Origin of the sequence: Gordonia otitidis NBRC 100426, from assembly GCF_000248075.1 — a bacterium.
In the GTDB taxonomy this organism is placed as follows: Bacteria; Actinomycetota; Actinomycetes; order Mycobacteriales; family Mycobacteriaceae; genus Gordonia; species Gordonia otitidis.
Map to the genome: position 1 here is coordinate 1 of NZ_BAFB01000080.1, position 16483 is coordinate 16483.

A 16483-nucleotide genomic window follows, 5' to 3' on the forward strand; every position below is an offset into this window, starting at 1 on the left:
ACGACAGAAGCTGCACGCGCCAAGGCGGCCGAATACCAGCGGCTGGCCAGTGACGAGGGTTCGCTGGTGTTCATGTCGGGCTGGATGGGCATCGACCTCGCCTCCTACGACCTCGACGAGCCGATCGGCAACGTTGCGAGCAACGCGATCCAGTCGGCAGTCGCCGCATTCCAGCAGGCGTCGGACACCGGCGAGCAGTGGCGGGTCCGAGACATCGCGGCATGGGGCGGCATCGGCGGAATGGGCCCCGTGTTGATCGGTTCGGGCGACGACGTCGCAGACGCCCTGCTCGATTGGGTCGCGGAGACCGATGTCGACGGCTTCAACCTCGCGTACGCAGTCACCCCGGGGACCTTCTCCGACGTCATCACCCACGTGGTCCCCGCACTCGAACGGCGCGGCGCCTACCGACGGGAGTACACGCCGGGAACGTTGCGCCACAAACTGTTCGGTCGAGGAGATCTCCTACCCGACAGCCACCGCGGTGCGTCGTATCGGGTCGGCGGCGTCGGCTCGACGATCGACGACTCCGTACGCGACGTCTCCAGGCGTGACGGCGCCGCACGGGAGGCTGACGTTCACGATGCCGCCTCACACCAGGGAGGCATACGCGAGGAGGCCGCGAGGGTCGTCAGCGCCAGCAAGTGACGCCGTGATGAGACCGGGACGCTGACTGCTCTGTCGAGCACCGCGCCGTCGGCACACGACCGCATATGGTGTCTGGGTGAGTCGCGATTCCGGACCCTACCGCCCACACGGCGGACATTCGCATACCCATTCGCTGTCGGAGATCCCCGCCGCACTGTCGCCGCTCGCCAAGCGATTCGTGGTGATCACACTGACCATCGCCGGAATCGCCGTGGTGGTGGGCATCGTGTTGCTGTGGCCCTCCGGTCACACCCACCCGATCCCGCCACAGTTCCGCGGCGCCGACGGCGGGGCCATCACCACGGTGTCGGGCAAGGTCGTCGGACAGACGCGCGGAGCATGCCTCAACCAGCTCGTCGGCACAGCCCAGGATTCACCCGACTTCGGCACGACCCCCACCCAGAACGGTCCGTGCATCGAGAACACTGTGAAGCTCGAGTCGGGAAGCGACACAGGCAAATACACGTTGCTCGAAATCCCGACGAATCGGGCCCAAGCAGGCAGCGGCCCGGACAGCGTCACACCCGACGCCGCTTCGCTCGACGATCCGCAGGCAGGCCAGCCATCGCTCTCCCCCGGCGACGCCATTCGGCTCAGTACCGTGCCGGGCCCGGACGGGGCGCCCCGCTACACGTTCTTCGACTTCTCCCGGGGTATCCCGACACTGATCTGGGCGTTGTTGTTCGTGGGCGCCGTCGTCCTGGTGGCGGCGTGGCGGGGTCTGCGCTCGATCATCGGTCTCGTCTTCGCGTTCGCGGTTCTGGGAGTGTTCACGTTGCCCGCGATTCTCGACGGTGAGTCGCCGGTCGCGGTCGCTGTGGTGTCGGCAGCCGCCATCCTCTTCGTCGTCCTGTATCTCGCGCACGGCGTCAGCCTTCGTACCAGTTCGGCGTTGCTGGGCACGTTGAGCTCACTTGTGCTGGCGGGTGTACTGAGCTGGCTCGCGATCAGGACCATGCACCTCACCGGACTGTCGGGCGACCAGACCACCAATCTGCAGGTGTACCAGGGCAGCATCTCGATCAGCGGCCTGCTGCTGGCCGGCTTCATCATCGGAACGCTGGGTGTGCTCAACGACGTCACGATCACTCAGGCGTCGGCGGCGTTCGAACTGGCAGGCGCGGGAGAGCCGACCCGCCTGGCGACGTTCCGCGCCGCGATGCGTGTCGGCCGCGACCACATCGCGAGCACGGTTTACACGCTCGTCTTCGCATACGCGGGCAGCGCCCTGCCGCTGCTGCTGCTGTTCTCGGTTGCGCGGCAGCCTTTTTCGTCTTTGCTGACCACCGATGCGGTGGCTGTGGAACTTGCTCGCGCGTTTGTCGGCGGTATCGCGATCGCGCTCTCGGTGCCGTTGACCACGGCCATTGCCGCTGCGCTCACACACCCGTCGCGCAGCGCAGACGAACCGATCGCGGCGGGTTCAGAGCGTGCGGCGGCTGTGCCTGCACCGCAATCCGACCGAGCCGCCGGTACCGCGCGTCCCTCTACCGGACGTCACTCGATGCCCGACTGAGCGTTGCGCTGCACCGCACGACCAGCGGTCACAGAAGCCCGCACTTCCCGGCGGGGATCGATGTGAAGTTCCGCCCGAGCCAGTCACCGATCCTGGTCAGCATCTTGGTGCCGTCGTCGAGTTTTCCGCTCCTCGGTCTCGCCGCCATCGCGATGGCCACCTCGCCCTGGTCCGTCGAGATCAGTCCGAGTTGACGCACGAGGTAGCCGGGCGACGCGTCGGTCGCCGGTCCCCACCCGCCCTTGACGGCCGTGACGGCGTGTCGCTTGGGCCCCAGGTCGGCGATACCCCACCGTTGGTTGGGCGCCACCGACCCCATGTGGCTGAGGATGTTGTCGGTGTTCGGCATACACGGAAGATGCGCTCCGAATCGAGCCTGGTCGACGAGGGCCCACGGCGTGTAGCCGGGATACGAGCGCGGTGTGTCGATCTCCGAACTCACCCGCGTTCTCATGTCGTGGCCCTCGCGAAGCACCGACGTCACCGCGTCGACCGACTGTTTACCACCACCGAGTGATCCCCAGAGGTCGCCCGCTGCGTCATTGTCGGAGAACGTGATGGCCTTGTCTTCCTTGGCGAGGACAGCCGCGCCGTTCTTGCGCTCCGCAGCCAGCGCGACCGGCACCTTCACCGTCGACCATGCACGACCTGTCTTCAGCGACCCGAACGATTGCGCGACGTCGGAGCCGACGGGCACGAGCGCAACGCCCACCTGCCCGGGGATCGCCTTGCGGATCGATTTCTCGGCGGTCACCCAACTGTCGGAAAGACGCTTCGCAGGTGGCACCGGGGGCCGTAACCACGTCGCGATCGGCTCGGGAAGCGGTGGAAGGCGAAACGGCGGGGGGGCCGCCTGCGCTCCCCCTGTCCCCAGAACGACCGCTGCCACGGCAACGACGATCACCACGGCCACGCGTCGAATTAAAGTCACATCTGCCCCTCTGGTCACTTGAGTAACAGACGTTACGACGCCCAGGCGCAGCTCGCGATGCCAGGGGCATCACAACTCGATCACGCTGACGGCCCCGGATTCCGCGCCGAGGGCACCGGGTTCATCGCCGAGGGCACCGGGTTCATCGCCGACAGCACCAGATTCAACGCCGACAGCACCAGATTTCGCGCCGACAGCACCGTCCCTCCCGCCACAACTCCGCAGAGTTCGCGGGACATGTACGTGCCCTCGACGCGGGACGCTGTGCCCGTCGACGCAAAGCGCGGTGCCCTCGACGCGAAACACGGTGCCCTCGACGCGGGACGCGGTGCCCTCGACGCGAAACGCGGTGCCGTCGGCGATCGGCGTCAGCCCTCCCTGGCGAGACCGCCGGAAGCGATCGCGAGCCGTACTAGTTCGGCGCCCGCCACGGCCTTCTCGAGTTCTCTAGCTCGCGCGAGGTCGTCGACGGACGAGGCTGTCTGCCACGACGCGACCTGCGCCAAGGAGTCGTCGAGAAACTGCTGTCGGCACTGCCCGCGCTGGATCTTTCCGCTCGAGGTCGTGGGAATCGATTGTGGCCGGACGAGCAGAACCGAATGTGGATCGATGCCGTAGCGGTCGACGACGGCGATACGTATGTTGTCGATGACTCCGGCCAGGTCATGTTCGTCGAGCACACCGGCTTCACCCTGGTCCACCTGGACCTCCTGAACGATGACGAGCCGTTCTTCCGCTCGCAGTCCGGGTGTGAACGCGAAGGTCGCTCCCCGACCGGGCAGTAGAGCCGCGTGACATTCCTGCACGGTGAACTCGATGTCGTTGGGGTAATGGTTGCCGCCGCGGATCACGATGAGATCTTTGCAACGCCCCGTGATGAACAGTTCGCCGTCGTGTAGGAAGCCGAGGTCACCGGTGCGCAGGAAGTGACCTTCTCCCGTATCAGCGATCACTGCACGGAAAGCATGCTCGGTCTCCTCCGGTCGACGCCAATAGCCGGCGCCAACGCTCGTTCCCGCGCACCAGATCTCACCGACCTCATTTTCCCGACACCGCATGCGTGTCACCGGGTCGACGATCTCGACTTCGCCGGCCTGCGGCGTACCGCATCCGACAACCGCCATCGCGTGCGTCGGATCACCACTCTCGACGACCCTGTCTTCCGTGAGCGACGTGCGATCGAGATGCAGAGTACGCGGCGGCGTCGATGTGTGATGGCCGGATACCAGGAGCGTCGCCTCGGCCAATCCGTAGACCGCAGAGAAGGACTCCGCGGCGAACCCCGCGGGCGCGAAGGCATCGGCAAACCGCCGCAACGTCGACTCCTGCACCGGCTCGGCGCCGTTCATCGCCGTCTGTAGGCGTGAAAGATCTAGCGCCGCTCGCTGTTCCGGCGTGCTGTGCTGGATACACATCTCGTAGGCGAAGTTCGGTGCTACCGTATACGTTGCCCCGCAGCGTGATAGCGCTTCCATCCACGCCATCGGCCGCTTGATGAACGCCGTCGGCGACATGAAGTGAGCAGTACAGCCCAGGTAGATCATCGACAGCACTCCGCCGATCAGACCCATGTCGTGGTGGGATGGGAGCCAGAATGCACCGACATCGGAGTCGCTGTTGTCCCACGAAGCACGAATGGCCTCCATGTTGCGCATGAAGTTCTCATGCGTCAGCACAACACCTTTGGGGATAGTGGTCGAGCCAGAGGTGTATTGGATCATCGCGATCGTCGTGGCGTCGATGTCCGGGGCGACCCAGTTCTCGGCATCGGCGGACACCGTGTCCATCAGCCCCCAGACCAGATCTCCACCCTCGCCCAACGTGTCGAGCATGGACTTGATAGCGGGCTGCGTCTCCGACACGCCCAGAGCGAAGCGGGCACGCGCATCCGGCACGACAGACGAGAGACGCGGTGCCAGGCGCTCGTGCACGGGAACCGCCACTGCTCCCGCATAGATGCACCCGAAAAACCCTGCGATATGGTTCAATCCGGGTCTACACAGCACCAACACCCGCTCGCCTGTGGCACCCTTTCGCTGGAGTTCAGCGGCGATCGCTCGCGCCTTGGTGTCTAGGTCACGGAACGTCAGCTCGCTCGAGTGGTCACCGTCGCCTTCGTAGGAGAAGCCGAACGCCACCTTGTCGTCGTAGCGCTCGGCACGCTCCCGGAGCAGCTCGAGCAGGGTGTCTTCGGCGAGTTTTGCATGCTTGGGCATCGGCCACCTTTGTCGATCGTGATCTCGGTACCGCGACCACCCGCGGCTCCGTGGGACGACTCGTGTCGCACTGAGAGCGCGGCCACGGTCGTCGGGTACCGACGGACGTTACCCGGCAATCGGCCGCGCACAGGCACATTCCTCGATTTCCGGGATAGACGAGCCAGCAAACCCACCGAGCCGTAGCGAAATATCGCGAATCATCGACCAACTATCGCTAAGCGGCGGAGGGTCGTTGACCTGCATGTTTAATGATACAAATTGGCGAGCGACGACTGGTTAATCGTTTGTGCACGAAAGGAAATTTCCTGAATCAGGGTCCTCTCAGCTTCGTCTGGCTCTACGTTCAGACAGCACCCACGATGTTGTATTCATTCAGAGGAGAGTCCGTGCCGCGTTCCGCTCCCGTCGCCTTGCGAGGCGATGTCGAAGTTCCTAAGTCCTTTTCTCGAACCTGGGCCGCCGCCGGTGTCGCTCTTGCCGGGGCAAGCATCCTGGCGGTCGCACCAGGTGTCCACTCCGAGGTACCCACCGCATACAAGGCGACCGAGGCAACCGTCCGCCTCGCTGCCGACTGGAAACCGCTCGAACCCTACATCGAGGCGTTCAACACGGCGTCGAAGAACGCTGCGACGTTGGCGGACAACTACTTTCTGGCTCCGGGCCTCCCGCTTCAACAGGTGATCGTCAACCAAGCGCGCTACCTCAACGAGGTCCTCAACGATCCGTCGAAGGCCGACGACGTACTCAAGGAGATGCGGGCCAACCTCGAGTCCGTCATCGCCGGTGTGACCGGAATCGGTGCCACCGGCGACACGCTGGACACGATGAAGAACCACAGCGTCGACGGGGGGCACGGACTGATTCTGCAACTGCTGCCATCGTTCCTTCCGGCCGGCGGCGCAGTCGATCCCGACCTCGTCTCTGCGATCGTGACCGTCCTGGCCTCCCCGATGAGCGGCGTGCTCATGAGACTGGTCGGACCGGTCATCAGCCCAGCGGTCGCAGTCCTCAACAGCGGAATCGCCATCGCTGCGGCCATCCAGGCCGGGGATCCCGACGCTGTCTTCTCCGACGTGCTTTCCGCGCCTGCCGACGTGATCGGTTCCGTATTCAACGGAGCCACACTGGATCTCACCGCGCTCGCGCCTTTCATCAACGACACAGGGCTACTCGGCGGCACGAAGATCAACACCCTCGACGTCGCGTTCGGCGGACTGTTCACGCCGGGATCGATCGGCAGGGGCAAATACGAGGGCCCGAACGGCACCGAGATCACCGCGCCGGGTGGATCGATTCTCAACAGTGTCGGAATGAAGGTCACCACAGACGCACTAGGTCTTCCGTTCACCATCCGCTTCGACGGCCAAGCGGTCGGACCGATCGGTGCAATGCAAGGTCTTGGCCAGACAGTCGGCGCCCTGCTGGGCGACGGCTGGGATGGCAAGAGCGGCAAGGCCATCCCTCCGCTCTCCGGACTGCAGTTCCCGACCGTCAGCGACGACGCTGCCGCCAACTGGGCCGCAGCCATCGAGAAACTGGCTCACACGTTGCTCGGTGACAAGAATTCGTCGACGGCGGGGTCCGACGACAACACCGACACCGACACCGACACCGACAAGGCCAGCATTGGCACCGCGGGCTCGGACAAGTCGGCCGCTTCGGCTGTGGTGGCGACGACCGCGCAAGCCGACTCCGCCGAGACGACGAAGGCCCGCGAAGCATCAGCCGGCAAGGCCCAAACGCGCTCTGTCGCAACAGACGAAGCTGGAGTGAGCCAACAGGACACCACAGGTCAGTCGGCCGGCGCTACGACTCCGGCGGCAACGGAGTCGCCGGCAGACACTTCGCCGACAAACCCGCCGTCGACGCCGGAGTCGTCGGCGCCGTCGACGACCGACGGAGAGAAGTCCACTGGCGCGTCCGAGTCGTCGACCCCTTCGGACGCAGGCGCGTCGTCGACCTCGGGTTCGGCCACCGGAGCCGCTTCGACGGGCACATCGGATTCCAGCGAAGAGGCATCCGCGACGTCGTCCGGCGCCTCGTCTAGCTCGCCATCCGGCTCGACGTCGACCGGTGGCTCGACGTCGAGTTCCTCTGGCGGTTCGGGGGACTCGACAGCGAGGAGCTAGGGCGCAGGTCCTGACTTGGCACACCGGGGCGTCGGATTCGATCACGAATTCGACGCCCTGGCTGTGCAGTCAGACCCTTCTTCTGCACAATTCATCTCGGGATATCAACACCGATTTCGGGCTGTCAACACCGCCCGCGAGGAAGTCGTGCGATGTTGCGATCGAGCCAGTTGGCGATCGCGTTGAGCGCAGCGGTACCCGACGACATCGAGCCACCCGCGGCGCTCATCGCGACTGAACTCTGTCGTCCATCACGGTATGTGATCAGCCCGATCTGCCTGACCAGGTAGGTACCGTCGACATCAGGCCCCCATCCGCCCTTCACCGCAGTGGATCTGGGCGCCGACATCACCTCGACACCCCACTGCTGATTAGCCGCAACCTGCCCCATCAGGGAGACGACGTGCGAGGTTCCGGGCATGCACGGGAGGTGCGCGGTGAACGTCGCAGCGGCGGGCAGCGGCCACACGGTCTGGCCGAAAATGGTGAAACCGCCGCGCAATCGCTGTGCGGGTACGGCCGATTGGGTGTCGCCACCCTCCCGCAGCACCGCGGTGACCTTGCGTGCGGCGGCGGCGTCGCTGCCGAGAGAGGACCACAGTGACTCGGCAGATGCGTTGTCGGAGTTGATGATCGCATTCGACTCTGCCGTCGACGGTCCGTTCTGACGCTCGGCTGCGACAGCAAGCGGCACCTTGATCGTCGACCACGCCACGCGTGGGGTGTTGTCGCCCAGGATGATCGGTCGCCCCGATCCCATGCCGACCGGTGCGATGGCGACTCCGATCGGCATGCCGACCTGTGCCGCCACCGTCGCGAATCCCTGTGACAACGGGCCGGCAGAAGTCGCTTCCGACGTCGCCGGAGGGGCCACCGGCGAGATGGTCGACGCGGTGACCGTCACGGTGACGGGGGTGACCTGGCCCTCAGCTCCACGCGACGTCGAACATCCCGCGACAGCCAAGGTGCAGACAGCGAGCACCCCCGCGAGCCGCCGACGGTGGCGGGTGTCAGTAGACATAGACCACCGCGTCGTTACCGCCGCGGCAGACAACGGCGCCGCCGTCGGGCGTGCACGACATCACGTAGCTCATGCCGGTGACCGAGCTGTACGCGGTGATCACGCGGGCCTGTCCCGGTGCGCCGGTGCGCAGATATTCGGCGCGAACGGCTTGCGCGAATGAGCAGCTGGTCACAGACGTACCCACGGACACTCCCGCACCACAGGACGCCGCACCTGGCGGAGGGCCCGCGGGCGCGACGGTGACGGTCGACGTCTGCGGCGGATTGACCGTCTGTGTCACCGTCGGTGTCGACTGTGTTTCCGTCGCAGAGTCTGAACCACGATTGAGTAGGAAATACGCGCCGACGATGACCAGGCCGACGACGAGGAGCACAGCGATGCAGATCAGCACGATCATCAACGACCTGTCGCGACGTGGAGACGCTGGATACATCGCGGGCTGATATCCGGGCGGCGCATATGTCATCGGTGGAACTGCCGATGGGGGGATGGATGATTGGGAAGGCTGCTGCGGATACGACTGACCTGATGAGGGATACGCATAGTCGGCGTACTGGGGCTGCTCGTACGGAGCTTGGCCGGTAGACGGAGGGTGCGGCGCCTCGTAGTCCGCACCGAACGCCGACGTTCCGCTTATCGACGGATCTGTGTACTCACTCGTCGAACCGTCGTAGTGGTCGAAGTCGCCCTGCTCCTCCGGCCTGCCCTCCCCCGGTTCATCTCGGGGTGTCGAAACCACGATTCCTCATCTCCGTTCCTGCGGTGCGGCTCAACCGCACCCCCGCCCTGCCGCTCCGAACGAGGAATCGGCAACACAACCGGGCACTGCGTCGAGCCGAGGGAGCCTGATAGACCACCTCGTTCGATTAGTGAACACAGGAAAGAGAATATCCGTGATGTCGGATCTCGCAGGCTGGTTTGACGATGCTCATGCAGCTGTTGCTCAGATGACACCGTGAGCCGGGGGCCGCTCGCCCCGCAACACCCATCGACCGATGTGCTGATACTTCCAGCGAACCGGATCGTGCAACGTGTGGGTTCGTGCGTTGCGCCAGAACCGGTCGAGCGCGAGCTCGCCGGCGGCACTGCGGGTACCCGAGACCTCGAACAGCGCAGAACTCACGTTGTTCGCGGCGCGGTCGGCCACAGTTTTCGCGACAGCGACGGCGATCGACGCCTCTGCTATCGATTCCAGGCCATTCGGCAGGTCGTCGCGGCCCCCGTCACGGGTGTGCTGGTGTGCGTTCGCCGTGGCGGCGTCGACGGCTCGAGCGGCTGCGTCGAGAGTCGCTTCAGCGGTCGCGACCTCGACGCCCAGCTCACCGAACCGCTGCACGGTCAGCGGATCCGCGTCGGCGCGGTCGACGCCGGCCTCGAACCATGGTCGTGACGTTGTCCGTACGAAGTCGGCTGCGGCGTCGAGCGCACCCCGCGCGATACCGACGTCTATCGCCACGTGCAGCAACTGCGCGAATGCGCCGTAACCAGTCGGCAGCGCCACGGCGGGAGCCCTCGGTATGAGGGCTCCCGGATCGACCGCGACGTCGGCGAACACGACTGTGCCCGACCCTGTGGTGCGCTGCCCGAGTCCATCCCAATCATCGACGATCGTCACCCCGGGAGCATCGGCAGCGACGAAGGCGATGTACTCCCCCGCCTCGAACTCAGCACCGTCGTCGGGCAACCGCGCGAGCACCGCGAGGGTGTCGGCGAACAGAGAGCCTGTCGCGTAGAACTTCTCGCCGTCGAGCACGAATCGGTCACCATCTCGACGTAGCGTGGTGGTGACCTCGGCCACGGTCTTCCCGCCACGCTCGGACTGTGCGTTCGCGACCCGGCCACCTCGGAGCACGTCTCCGAAGATGCGCTGCGCCAACGAATCCGACGCGGCCAGCCGCACGAGATTCAGATACACGAAGTGGCTGTGCGGAATCTGCGCGACGTTCGGGTCCGCTGCCGCCAGGAGTCGAGTGACGTCGGCGACGACGCTCGGCGCCAGGTCGGGCCCACCGAAACGCTGCGGGACCGTGATCGCCAGTAGCCCGGAGGAGGTGAGATCGTCGATCTCGGCGTATGGGAGTCGACGCTGCCGATCGCGCTCGGCGGCGTCGACCGTGATACGCCCTGCGACCTCCCGCGCCCTCGACCGCGCGGCCGCGGCACTGCTGGGAACTGTCTCGAGATCGACTGTCGGCCTTGATGTGTGAGCGGCAATCGACACTGTCACACCGTCGCGCTACGATCGACGGCCTCAAGTTCACGCACGAGTGGCAGCACACGCTGTCCGAAGTACTCGATCTCTTCCTGGAAGTGTAGGAACCCACCGAGCACGAGGTCGACCCCGAGCTTCTTGTACGCGACGATCCGCTCGGCGACTTGTTCGGGCGTGCCGATCAGTTGGGTGCGGAAGCCGTCGTTGTACTGCACGAGATCCTCGAACGAAGAGTCGGCCCACATTCCCTTCTTGTCGCCGGTCGCGCTGCCGGCCTGCTGCACCGCACTGCGGAATCCTTCGACTGCAGGCTTGTTCGCCTTCTCGACGATCTCCCGCAGGGTATCTCGCGCCTCGGCTTCGGTGTCGCGAGCGATGATGAATCCGTTCAGGCCGAACCGTACTTCACGATCATGTGCGCGCGCTACGGCACGCAGATCGTCGAGTTGTTCTGTGACGCCGTCGAAACTCTTGCCGTTGGAGAAGTACCAGTCGGAGAACCTACCGCCGTTGTTGCGTGCCGCCGTGGAGTTACCGCCCTGGAAGAGCTCAGGGTTGGGGCGTTCGGGGGTGTTGAGGGGCCTGGGCTTGAGGGTGAAGTCGTGGATGCGATAGAAGTCACCGCGGTAGTCGACGTTGTCCTCGGTCCAGATCTTTCGGATCACCTCGAGGAATTCTGCACTGCGGCGGTAACGCTCATCGTGCTCGAGCCATGGCTCGCCGAGGTGCGTGAACTCGTCCTTGAACCATCCGCTCACCACGTTGACAGCGAAGCGGCCCCCGGACAGGATGTCGGCGGTGGCCCCGAACTTCGCAAGCACAGCCGGATGCCAGAGACCGGGGTGTACTGCCGCAATGAGTTTGAGTCGTTCGGTCGCACCGAGCAGAGCGAGGCTGAACGACGTTGACTCGTGCTGGAATTCGGCGCCGTAACTGGCTTCGTACCGCACCTGACTCAGCGCGTACTCGAATCCGTTGTTCTCGGCTGTCCGGGCGAGTCGTTTGTTGTACTCGAAGTCCCAACCGGTGCGCTGTTCGATGTCGCTCGTGACGAGCCCTCCCGACACATTCGGAACCCAATACGCGAATTTGATCTCGTCGGCGATCTTCTCGGTGGACATGCAACTCCTGTCGGTCGGCGGGCACCCGCGGTACACAGATGGAGTTCAGTGTCGACGACGCGACTTACGTCGCCCACAGTTCAAATCCGAGTGGATTCAACTGGACAGCGCACATCGGCGCACGGACGATGGTGGCTCGATGGCGAGGGGCCGGCGCTCAGCGCTCGTCGGACGGCTCCCACTGCGCCATTCCGAGGAACACGATGACGAGCTGGCGCTGGGTGCGCTCGATGATCGCCGATTCGGCGCCCCTGCCCCGATGTTCACCGTCGAGGATGTCGGCGACCGCCGTCAGCATGATCGTCACGATGAGTTCGGCCGCGAGTTCGAGGTCGTCGGCGCTCCACTCGGCGAGGTCGGGCAGACGCGAGAGGTCGATGGCGAGTTCTTTCGAGAACAGTCGCAACTCGGTGTCGATGGCGCGCCTGATCTCGGCCAACCCGCCATGCTGTTCGCGGATCAGGAAGCGGAACGCCGGCTCGTTGTCGTGGACGTGTCGAAGCAGGATGTCGAGCGAACTCTTCGCGGTCGGCAGAGCCTGGCGGGCAGCGAGGTCGCGCCGCCCCTCCCTCAGGGTTCGCCGTAGAACCCGCATCGAATCCTCGACGAGCGTGACGCCGAGATCCTCCATGGACGCGAAATGCCTGTAGAACGCTGTCGGGACGATCCCGGCACCACGTGCGACCTCACGCAGGCTGATGCTGCCGAAGCTACGTTCGGAGACGAGATCGAGTGTCGTGTCGAGCAACGCCTGCCGGGTGCGGTTCTTGCGGTCGGCACGACTCTCCGAATCCGCCGACCGTGCACCGTGTGAGGTGGAAGATCGACGGGTCCTGGTCACCTCCGAGAGTTTATCCTGCCGCAGGTCAGCGCCGACCGACCGCCATGCCGATCCGAGATGGGCACGCGACGGGTCAGCACTCAGGGTACGAACACAACTCGCCCGACGGTGGTGCCGTCGCCGAGACGACCGACGCCGTCGGCGACATCGGTGAATGCGAGTCGTTCACCGACAAGTGGCGTGACCAGACCCTTGTCGGCCAGACGGGTCAGTTCGCGATGACACTCGTCGATGACGGCCGGATTCTTGGTCTGGTAGAGCCCCCAGTGCAGGCCGACGATCGAGTAGTTCTTGATCAATGCGTGGTTGAGCGCAGGCGTGGGAATCGTTCCACCGGCGAATCCGATGACCACGATGCGACCCTCGAAAGCGATGCATTTGGTCGATCCGGCGTACGCGTCACCGCCCACCGGGTCGACGACGATGTCGGCGCCATGCCCGCCGGTGAACTCCTTCACCGCCGCCACGAAGTCTTCCGAATGCCTGTCGACGACAAGATCGGCGCCGAGTTCCTCGGCGTAGTGTGCCTTGTCGGGTCCGCCGACGACCCCGATGACCCTCGCACCGGCCGCCTTGCCGAGTTGCACTGCGGCACTGCCGACTCCGCCGGCCGCGGCGTGAACGAGGAGATAGTCGCCCTCGCTGATCTGTGTCCGACGGTGCAGCGCGAACCAAGCCGTTTGGTAGCCGATGGTCAGTGCCGCGGCTGCGGCGTCGTCGAGTGCCTCTGGAGCGTGAAATACGTTGGCCTGGTTCATGAGCGCATATTCGGCGAACGCACCACCCGGCAGGATCGGAGTACCGACGACCCGTTCCCCGACGTCGGCGCGCGTGACGCCGTCACCCACCGCGACGACCTCGCCGCAGAGTTCGACGCCGGGCGTGAACGGCAGCGGCGGCTTGATCTGGTACTTGCCCTGACACAGCAGCACGTCCGGGAAGTTGGCAGGCGTTGCGAGCACTTTGACCACGACCTCGCCGACGCCAGGCGCCGGCTCGTCGATCTCCTCGAGCGTCAGCACATCGCGCGGATCGCCGAGTTCGTTGACACACCAGGCTTTCATCTATTTCTCCTCCGGATCGGTTGTCGGACGGACGTGGCCCCGACCGCTGCAGCCGACGTCGGTACTCCGCGCCGAACCAGGATGCACAGCCACGTGTTCACTCACACCCGGCCATCGACGTGACCGGCGTCTCTGCAGTCATCTATAGTTGAATCTGACTTCAGATTCAACACCATCGGCCGTGACCGCCATGGACAGCCGCGTCCCGAGACAGTGCACCCGGCCATGCGCGGACGGCTCAACGACGTGCGCTCCCACATACCGACGGTCAGTCTCGACGAGGTGACGCGCGCCGTCGTTTCGTCTCGACCTGCCTCACGCAGCGGCAACCGAATCGCCACGCGCAAGCAGGCGCGCGTAGCGACCGCCGCGGGCGACCAGTTCGGCGTGCGTACCCGCCTCGGCGATCCGACCGTGGTCGAGCACCAGGATCTGGTCGGCGTCGCGGACCGTGGACAACCGGTGAGCGATCGTGATGGTTGTCCTGCCGGCACTCGCGGCGTCGACCGCTGCCTGCACGGCACGTTCGGTCTCGTTGTCGAGCGCACTGGTCGCCTCGTCGAGCACGAGGATTCGAGGATCACGCAGCAGGGTGCGCGCCAAGGCGATGCGTTGCTTTTCTCCTCCGGAGAAGCGGTGTCCCCGAGCACCGACGAGAGTGTCGTATCCGTCGGGCAACGCCACGATGAGGTCGTGTACCTGTGCTGCGCGGGCGGCCTGCTCGATCTGCTCGTCTGTCGCATCGGGCCTCGCGTGGCGCAGATTGTCACGAATACTCGCGTGCAGCAGATAGGTCTCCTGCGAGACGACACCCACGATGCTCGCCAGGTCTGCGAGTGCGATGTCTCGCACGTCGATGCCGTCGATGCTGACCGTTCCGGAGTCGACATCATGCAATCGTGAGACGAGCGACGCCAGCGTCGTCTTTCCCGAACCGGTTTCGCCGACCAGGGCCAGAGAACCTCCCGCCGGGACATCGATGTCGATGTGCTGCAGCGCATCGGTCGCCGCACCCTCATAGCGAAACGCGACGTCGTCGAAGCGGACCGCGCCGTCCACATCCATCAGCGGGACAGGGCGTGCGGGGTCGTCAATGGTGACCGGCAGGTCGAGGTATTCGAAGATCCGACTGAACAGAGCCAGCGAACTGGTGATGCTGACCCCGACGTCGAGAAGACTCATCAACGGTCGGAACAGAGTTGCCTGCAGACCGGTGAACGCCACCAGTGTGCCGATGGTCATTACGCCCGATGTAGCCGGTAATCCGGCGACCAGATAGAGCAACGCCGGGATGGTCGCGAAGATGATGTTCATCGTCGCCATCCGCCAGCGGCCGGACAGTTGCGAGCGCACCTCGAGATCGACGAGGGTATGGGAGGTATCGGTGAAGCGTTGTGCCAGTGCAGGTCCGGCGCCGAGGGTCTTGGCCAAGTGGATGCCGCCGATCGAGAGCGACTCCTCGATCTGGGTCTGCATGTCGGCGAGCGTTCGCTGACGCTTCGTGGTGATCTCACGCCGCATCCTCGCGACCGTTCGAGTCAGCCAAATGGCCGGCGGCAGCACGACGAGCGAGAGCAGTGACAGCTGCCAGCTCAGGACCACCATGGCCACTACTGTGCCCACGACCGTCGTGAGATTGGCGGCCACCGATGTGGCGGTGGTGGTGACCACGGTCTGCATCCCGCCGATGTCGTTGGTCAGGCGACTCTGCACCTCACCGCCGCGCGTACGGGTGAAGAAGCCCAGTGATTGTCGTTGAAGATGAGTGAACACCCGGGTGCGCAGGTCATGCATCACACGCTGCCCGACGGACGTCGAGATCCAGGTCTGCAGGACGCCGAGAACGGAACTGACCACCGCAATACCGATCATCGCGACCACCGACCACACGAGTAGCGTCACGTCGCGCTCCGGGATGGCACGGTCGATGACCTCACGGACCAAAAACGGGTTGGCAAGAGCGATGATCGAGGACGCGACGATCAACGCCATCACGAGCGCGATGCGAAGTCGGTACGTCGAGAAGAGCGCAGCGACACGACGCAGACTCACCGGCTTCTCTTCGAGTTGAACACGGTCGGCCGGGTCGAGTCGGGCGGGACCCCTGCCGCCGCCCTGCGGCATACCCGAAGGTCTGCCTGGTGATGTCTTGGTTTGGGGGCTCGTCAGACGAACCACCCCCTTTCACAAAGAATACTGAGGTTTCCTCAGCAAGTGTAGCGCATTATTGAGGTAACCTCATCTATATGGGTGTAGACCGAGGTACGCGCGATCGAGACTCACTACGTGACCTGGTGATGACGACCGCACGTGGGCTTCGACATCGCTGGTTCGAGACCTTGGAACCGTGGCAGCTGTCCCCACACGAGGTACGGGCACTGCGCGTGGTCGCACGCGGCGGGACCGGACAGGACCCTCGCCTCGGCGAGATCGCACGGGAACTGCGGATAGCGCCACGCTCGGCGACCGAGGTGATCGACCGGCTCGAACAGCGAGGTCTCACCGAGAGCTCGCCTGACGACCAGGATCGTCGAGCCCGATGCGTTCGGGTCACCGAGTCCGGTCGGCGCGTACTCGACGAACTGCGGCATGCACAGGCGGTCGACGCCGACGACTTCTTCGCGGTCCTGAGCGATGCCGAGCGAGCACAACTCGGCGACATTCTGCGGCGCCTGACCGACGCACACGACGGTGAGGAGCATGAGCATCATCGACACGGCCGCGGCGACCGAAGCGACATCAAAGACGCCGACCAGCACACGTGATACTCCAGCCGCC

The 16483-nt window shown here is 64.9% G+C and carries 14 protein-coding genes; 4 read left to right on the forward strand and 10 right to left on the reverse strand.

Features of this window, described 5'->3' with window-relative positions:
- Together GOOTI_RS07580 and GOOTI_RS07585 are read left to right on the forward strand one after the other, a co-directional pair.
- The coding region (locus GOOTI_RS07580) for an LLM class oxidoreductase (protein ID WP_007237982.1) at positions 1 to 648 on the forward strand (648 nt) is incomplete at its 5' end.
- 76 nt (positions 649 to 724) lie between these two features.
- Positions 725 to 2164 carry a YibE/F family protein gene (locus GOOTI_RS07585; RefSeq protein WP_007237983.1) on the forward strand — a complete coding sequence of 480 codons (1440 nt, stop codon included), beginning with the start codon at positions 725 to 727 and terminating at the stop codon, positions 2162 to 2164.
- Between the two features lie 28 nt (positions 2165 to 2192).
- Here GOOTI_RS07585 and GOOTI_RS07590 read toward each other — a convergent pair whose 3' ends face one another.
- The 3 genes from GOOTI_RS07590 to GOOTI_RS07595 form a co-directional block, all read right to left on the reverse strand.
- Entirely contained in the window at positions 2193 to 3071 is an 879-nt protein-coding gene (locus GOOTI_RS07590; RefSeq protein ID WP_039993735.1) for a hypothetical protein, read from the reverse strand.
- Positions 3072 to 3175: 104 nt separating this feature from the next.
- Positions 3176 to 3334, reverse strand: a complete 159-nt coding sequence (locus tag GOOTI_RS26090) for a hypothetical protein (protein WP_169315796.1) — start codon at positions 3332 to 3334, stop codon at positions 3176 to 3178.
- A 129-nt stretch (positions 3335 to 3463) separates the two neighbouring features.
- A complete protein-coding gene (locus GOOTI_RS07595; RefSeq protein WP_007237985.1) occupies positions 3464 to 5311 on the reverse strand; it encodes a fatty acyl-AMP ligase in 1848 nt (615 codons plus the stop codon).
- 389 nt (positions 5312 to 5700) lie between these two features.
- Between GOOTI_RS07595 and gjpA the strand changes: the two genes are divergently transcribed.
- Complete coding sequence (gene gjpA / locus GOOTI_RS07600; protein WP_007237986.1) at positions 5701 to 7443, forward strand: outer membrane porin GjpA; 1743 nt, start codon at positions 5701 to 5703, stop codon at positions 7441 to 7443.
- A 124-nt stretch (positions 7444 to 7567) separates the two neighbouring features.
- Here the strand turns inward: gjpA and GOOTI_RS07605 are convergent, their stop codons facing one another.
- The 7 genes from GOOTI_RS07605 to GOOTI_RS07635 form a co-directional block, all read right to left on the reverse strand.
- Positions 7568 to 8464, reverse strand: a complete 897-nt coding sequence (locus GOOTI_RS07605; protein WP_051997896.1) for a serine hydrolase — start codon at positions 8462 to 8464, stop codon at positions 7568 to 7570.
- Entirely contained in the window at positions 8454 to 9206 is a 753-nt protein-coding gene (locus tag GOOTI_RS07610) for a hypothetical protein (RefSeq protein WP_007237988.1), read from the reverse strand. The genes GOOTI_RS07605 and GOOTI_RS07610 overlap by 11 nt, the downstream gene beginning before the upstream one ends.
- A 204-nt stretch (positions 9207 to 9410) precedes the next feature.
- Positions 9411 to 10682, reverse strand: a complete 1272-nt coding sequence (locus GOOTI_RS07615; protein ID WP_051997898.1) for an SfnB family sulfur acquisition oxidoreductase — start codon at positions 10680 to 10682, stop codon at positions 9411 to 9413.
- 8 nt (positions 10683 to 10690) lie between these two features.
- On the reverse strand, positions 10691 to 11800 hold the full coding sequence (gene sfnG, locus GOOTI_RS07620) for a dimethylsulfone monooxygenase SfnG (RefSeq protein ID WP_007237990.1): 1110 nt from the start codon (positions 11798 to 11800) through the stop codon (positions 10691 to 10693).
- Positions 11801 to 11957: 157 nt separating this feature from the next.
- Positions 11958 to 12641, reverse strand: a complete 684-nt coding sequence (locus tag GOOTI_RS07625) for a TetR family transcriptional regulator (RefSeq protein WP_007237991.1) — start codon at positions 12639 to 12641, stop codon at positions 11958 to 11960.
- A gap of 80 nt (positions 12642 to 12721) precedes the next feature.
- Positions 12722 to 13705, reverse strand: coding sequence for an NADPH:quinone oxidoreductase family protein (locus GOOTI_RS07630; protein WP_007237992.1), 984 nt, complete (start codon positions 13703 to 13705; stop codon positions 12722 to 12724).
- Between the two features lie 315 nt (positions 13706 to 14020).
- Positions 14021 to 15829 carry an ABC transporter ATP-binding protein gene (locus GOOTI_RS07635; protein ID WP_007237993.1) on the reverse strand — a complete coding sequence of 603 codons (1809 nt, stop codon included), beginning with the start codon at positions 15827 to 15829 and terminating at the stop codon, positions 14021 to 14023.
- A 122-nt stretch (positions 15830 to 15951) separates the two neighbouring features.
- Between GOOTI_RS07635 and GOOTI_RS25050 the strand changes: the two genes are divergently transcribed.
- On the forward strand, positions 15952 to 16470 hold the full coding sequence (locus GOOTI_RS25050) for a MarR family winged helix-turn-helix transcriptional regulator (protein WP_083835870.1): 519 nt from the start codon (positions 15952 to 15954) through the stop codon (positions 16468 to 16470).
- Positions 16471 to 16483: the final 13 nt, after the last annotated feature.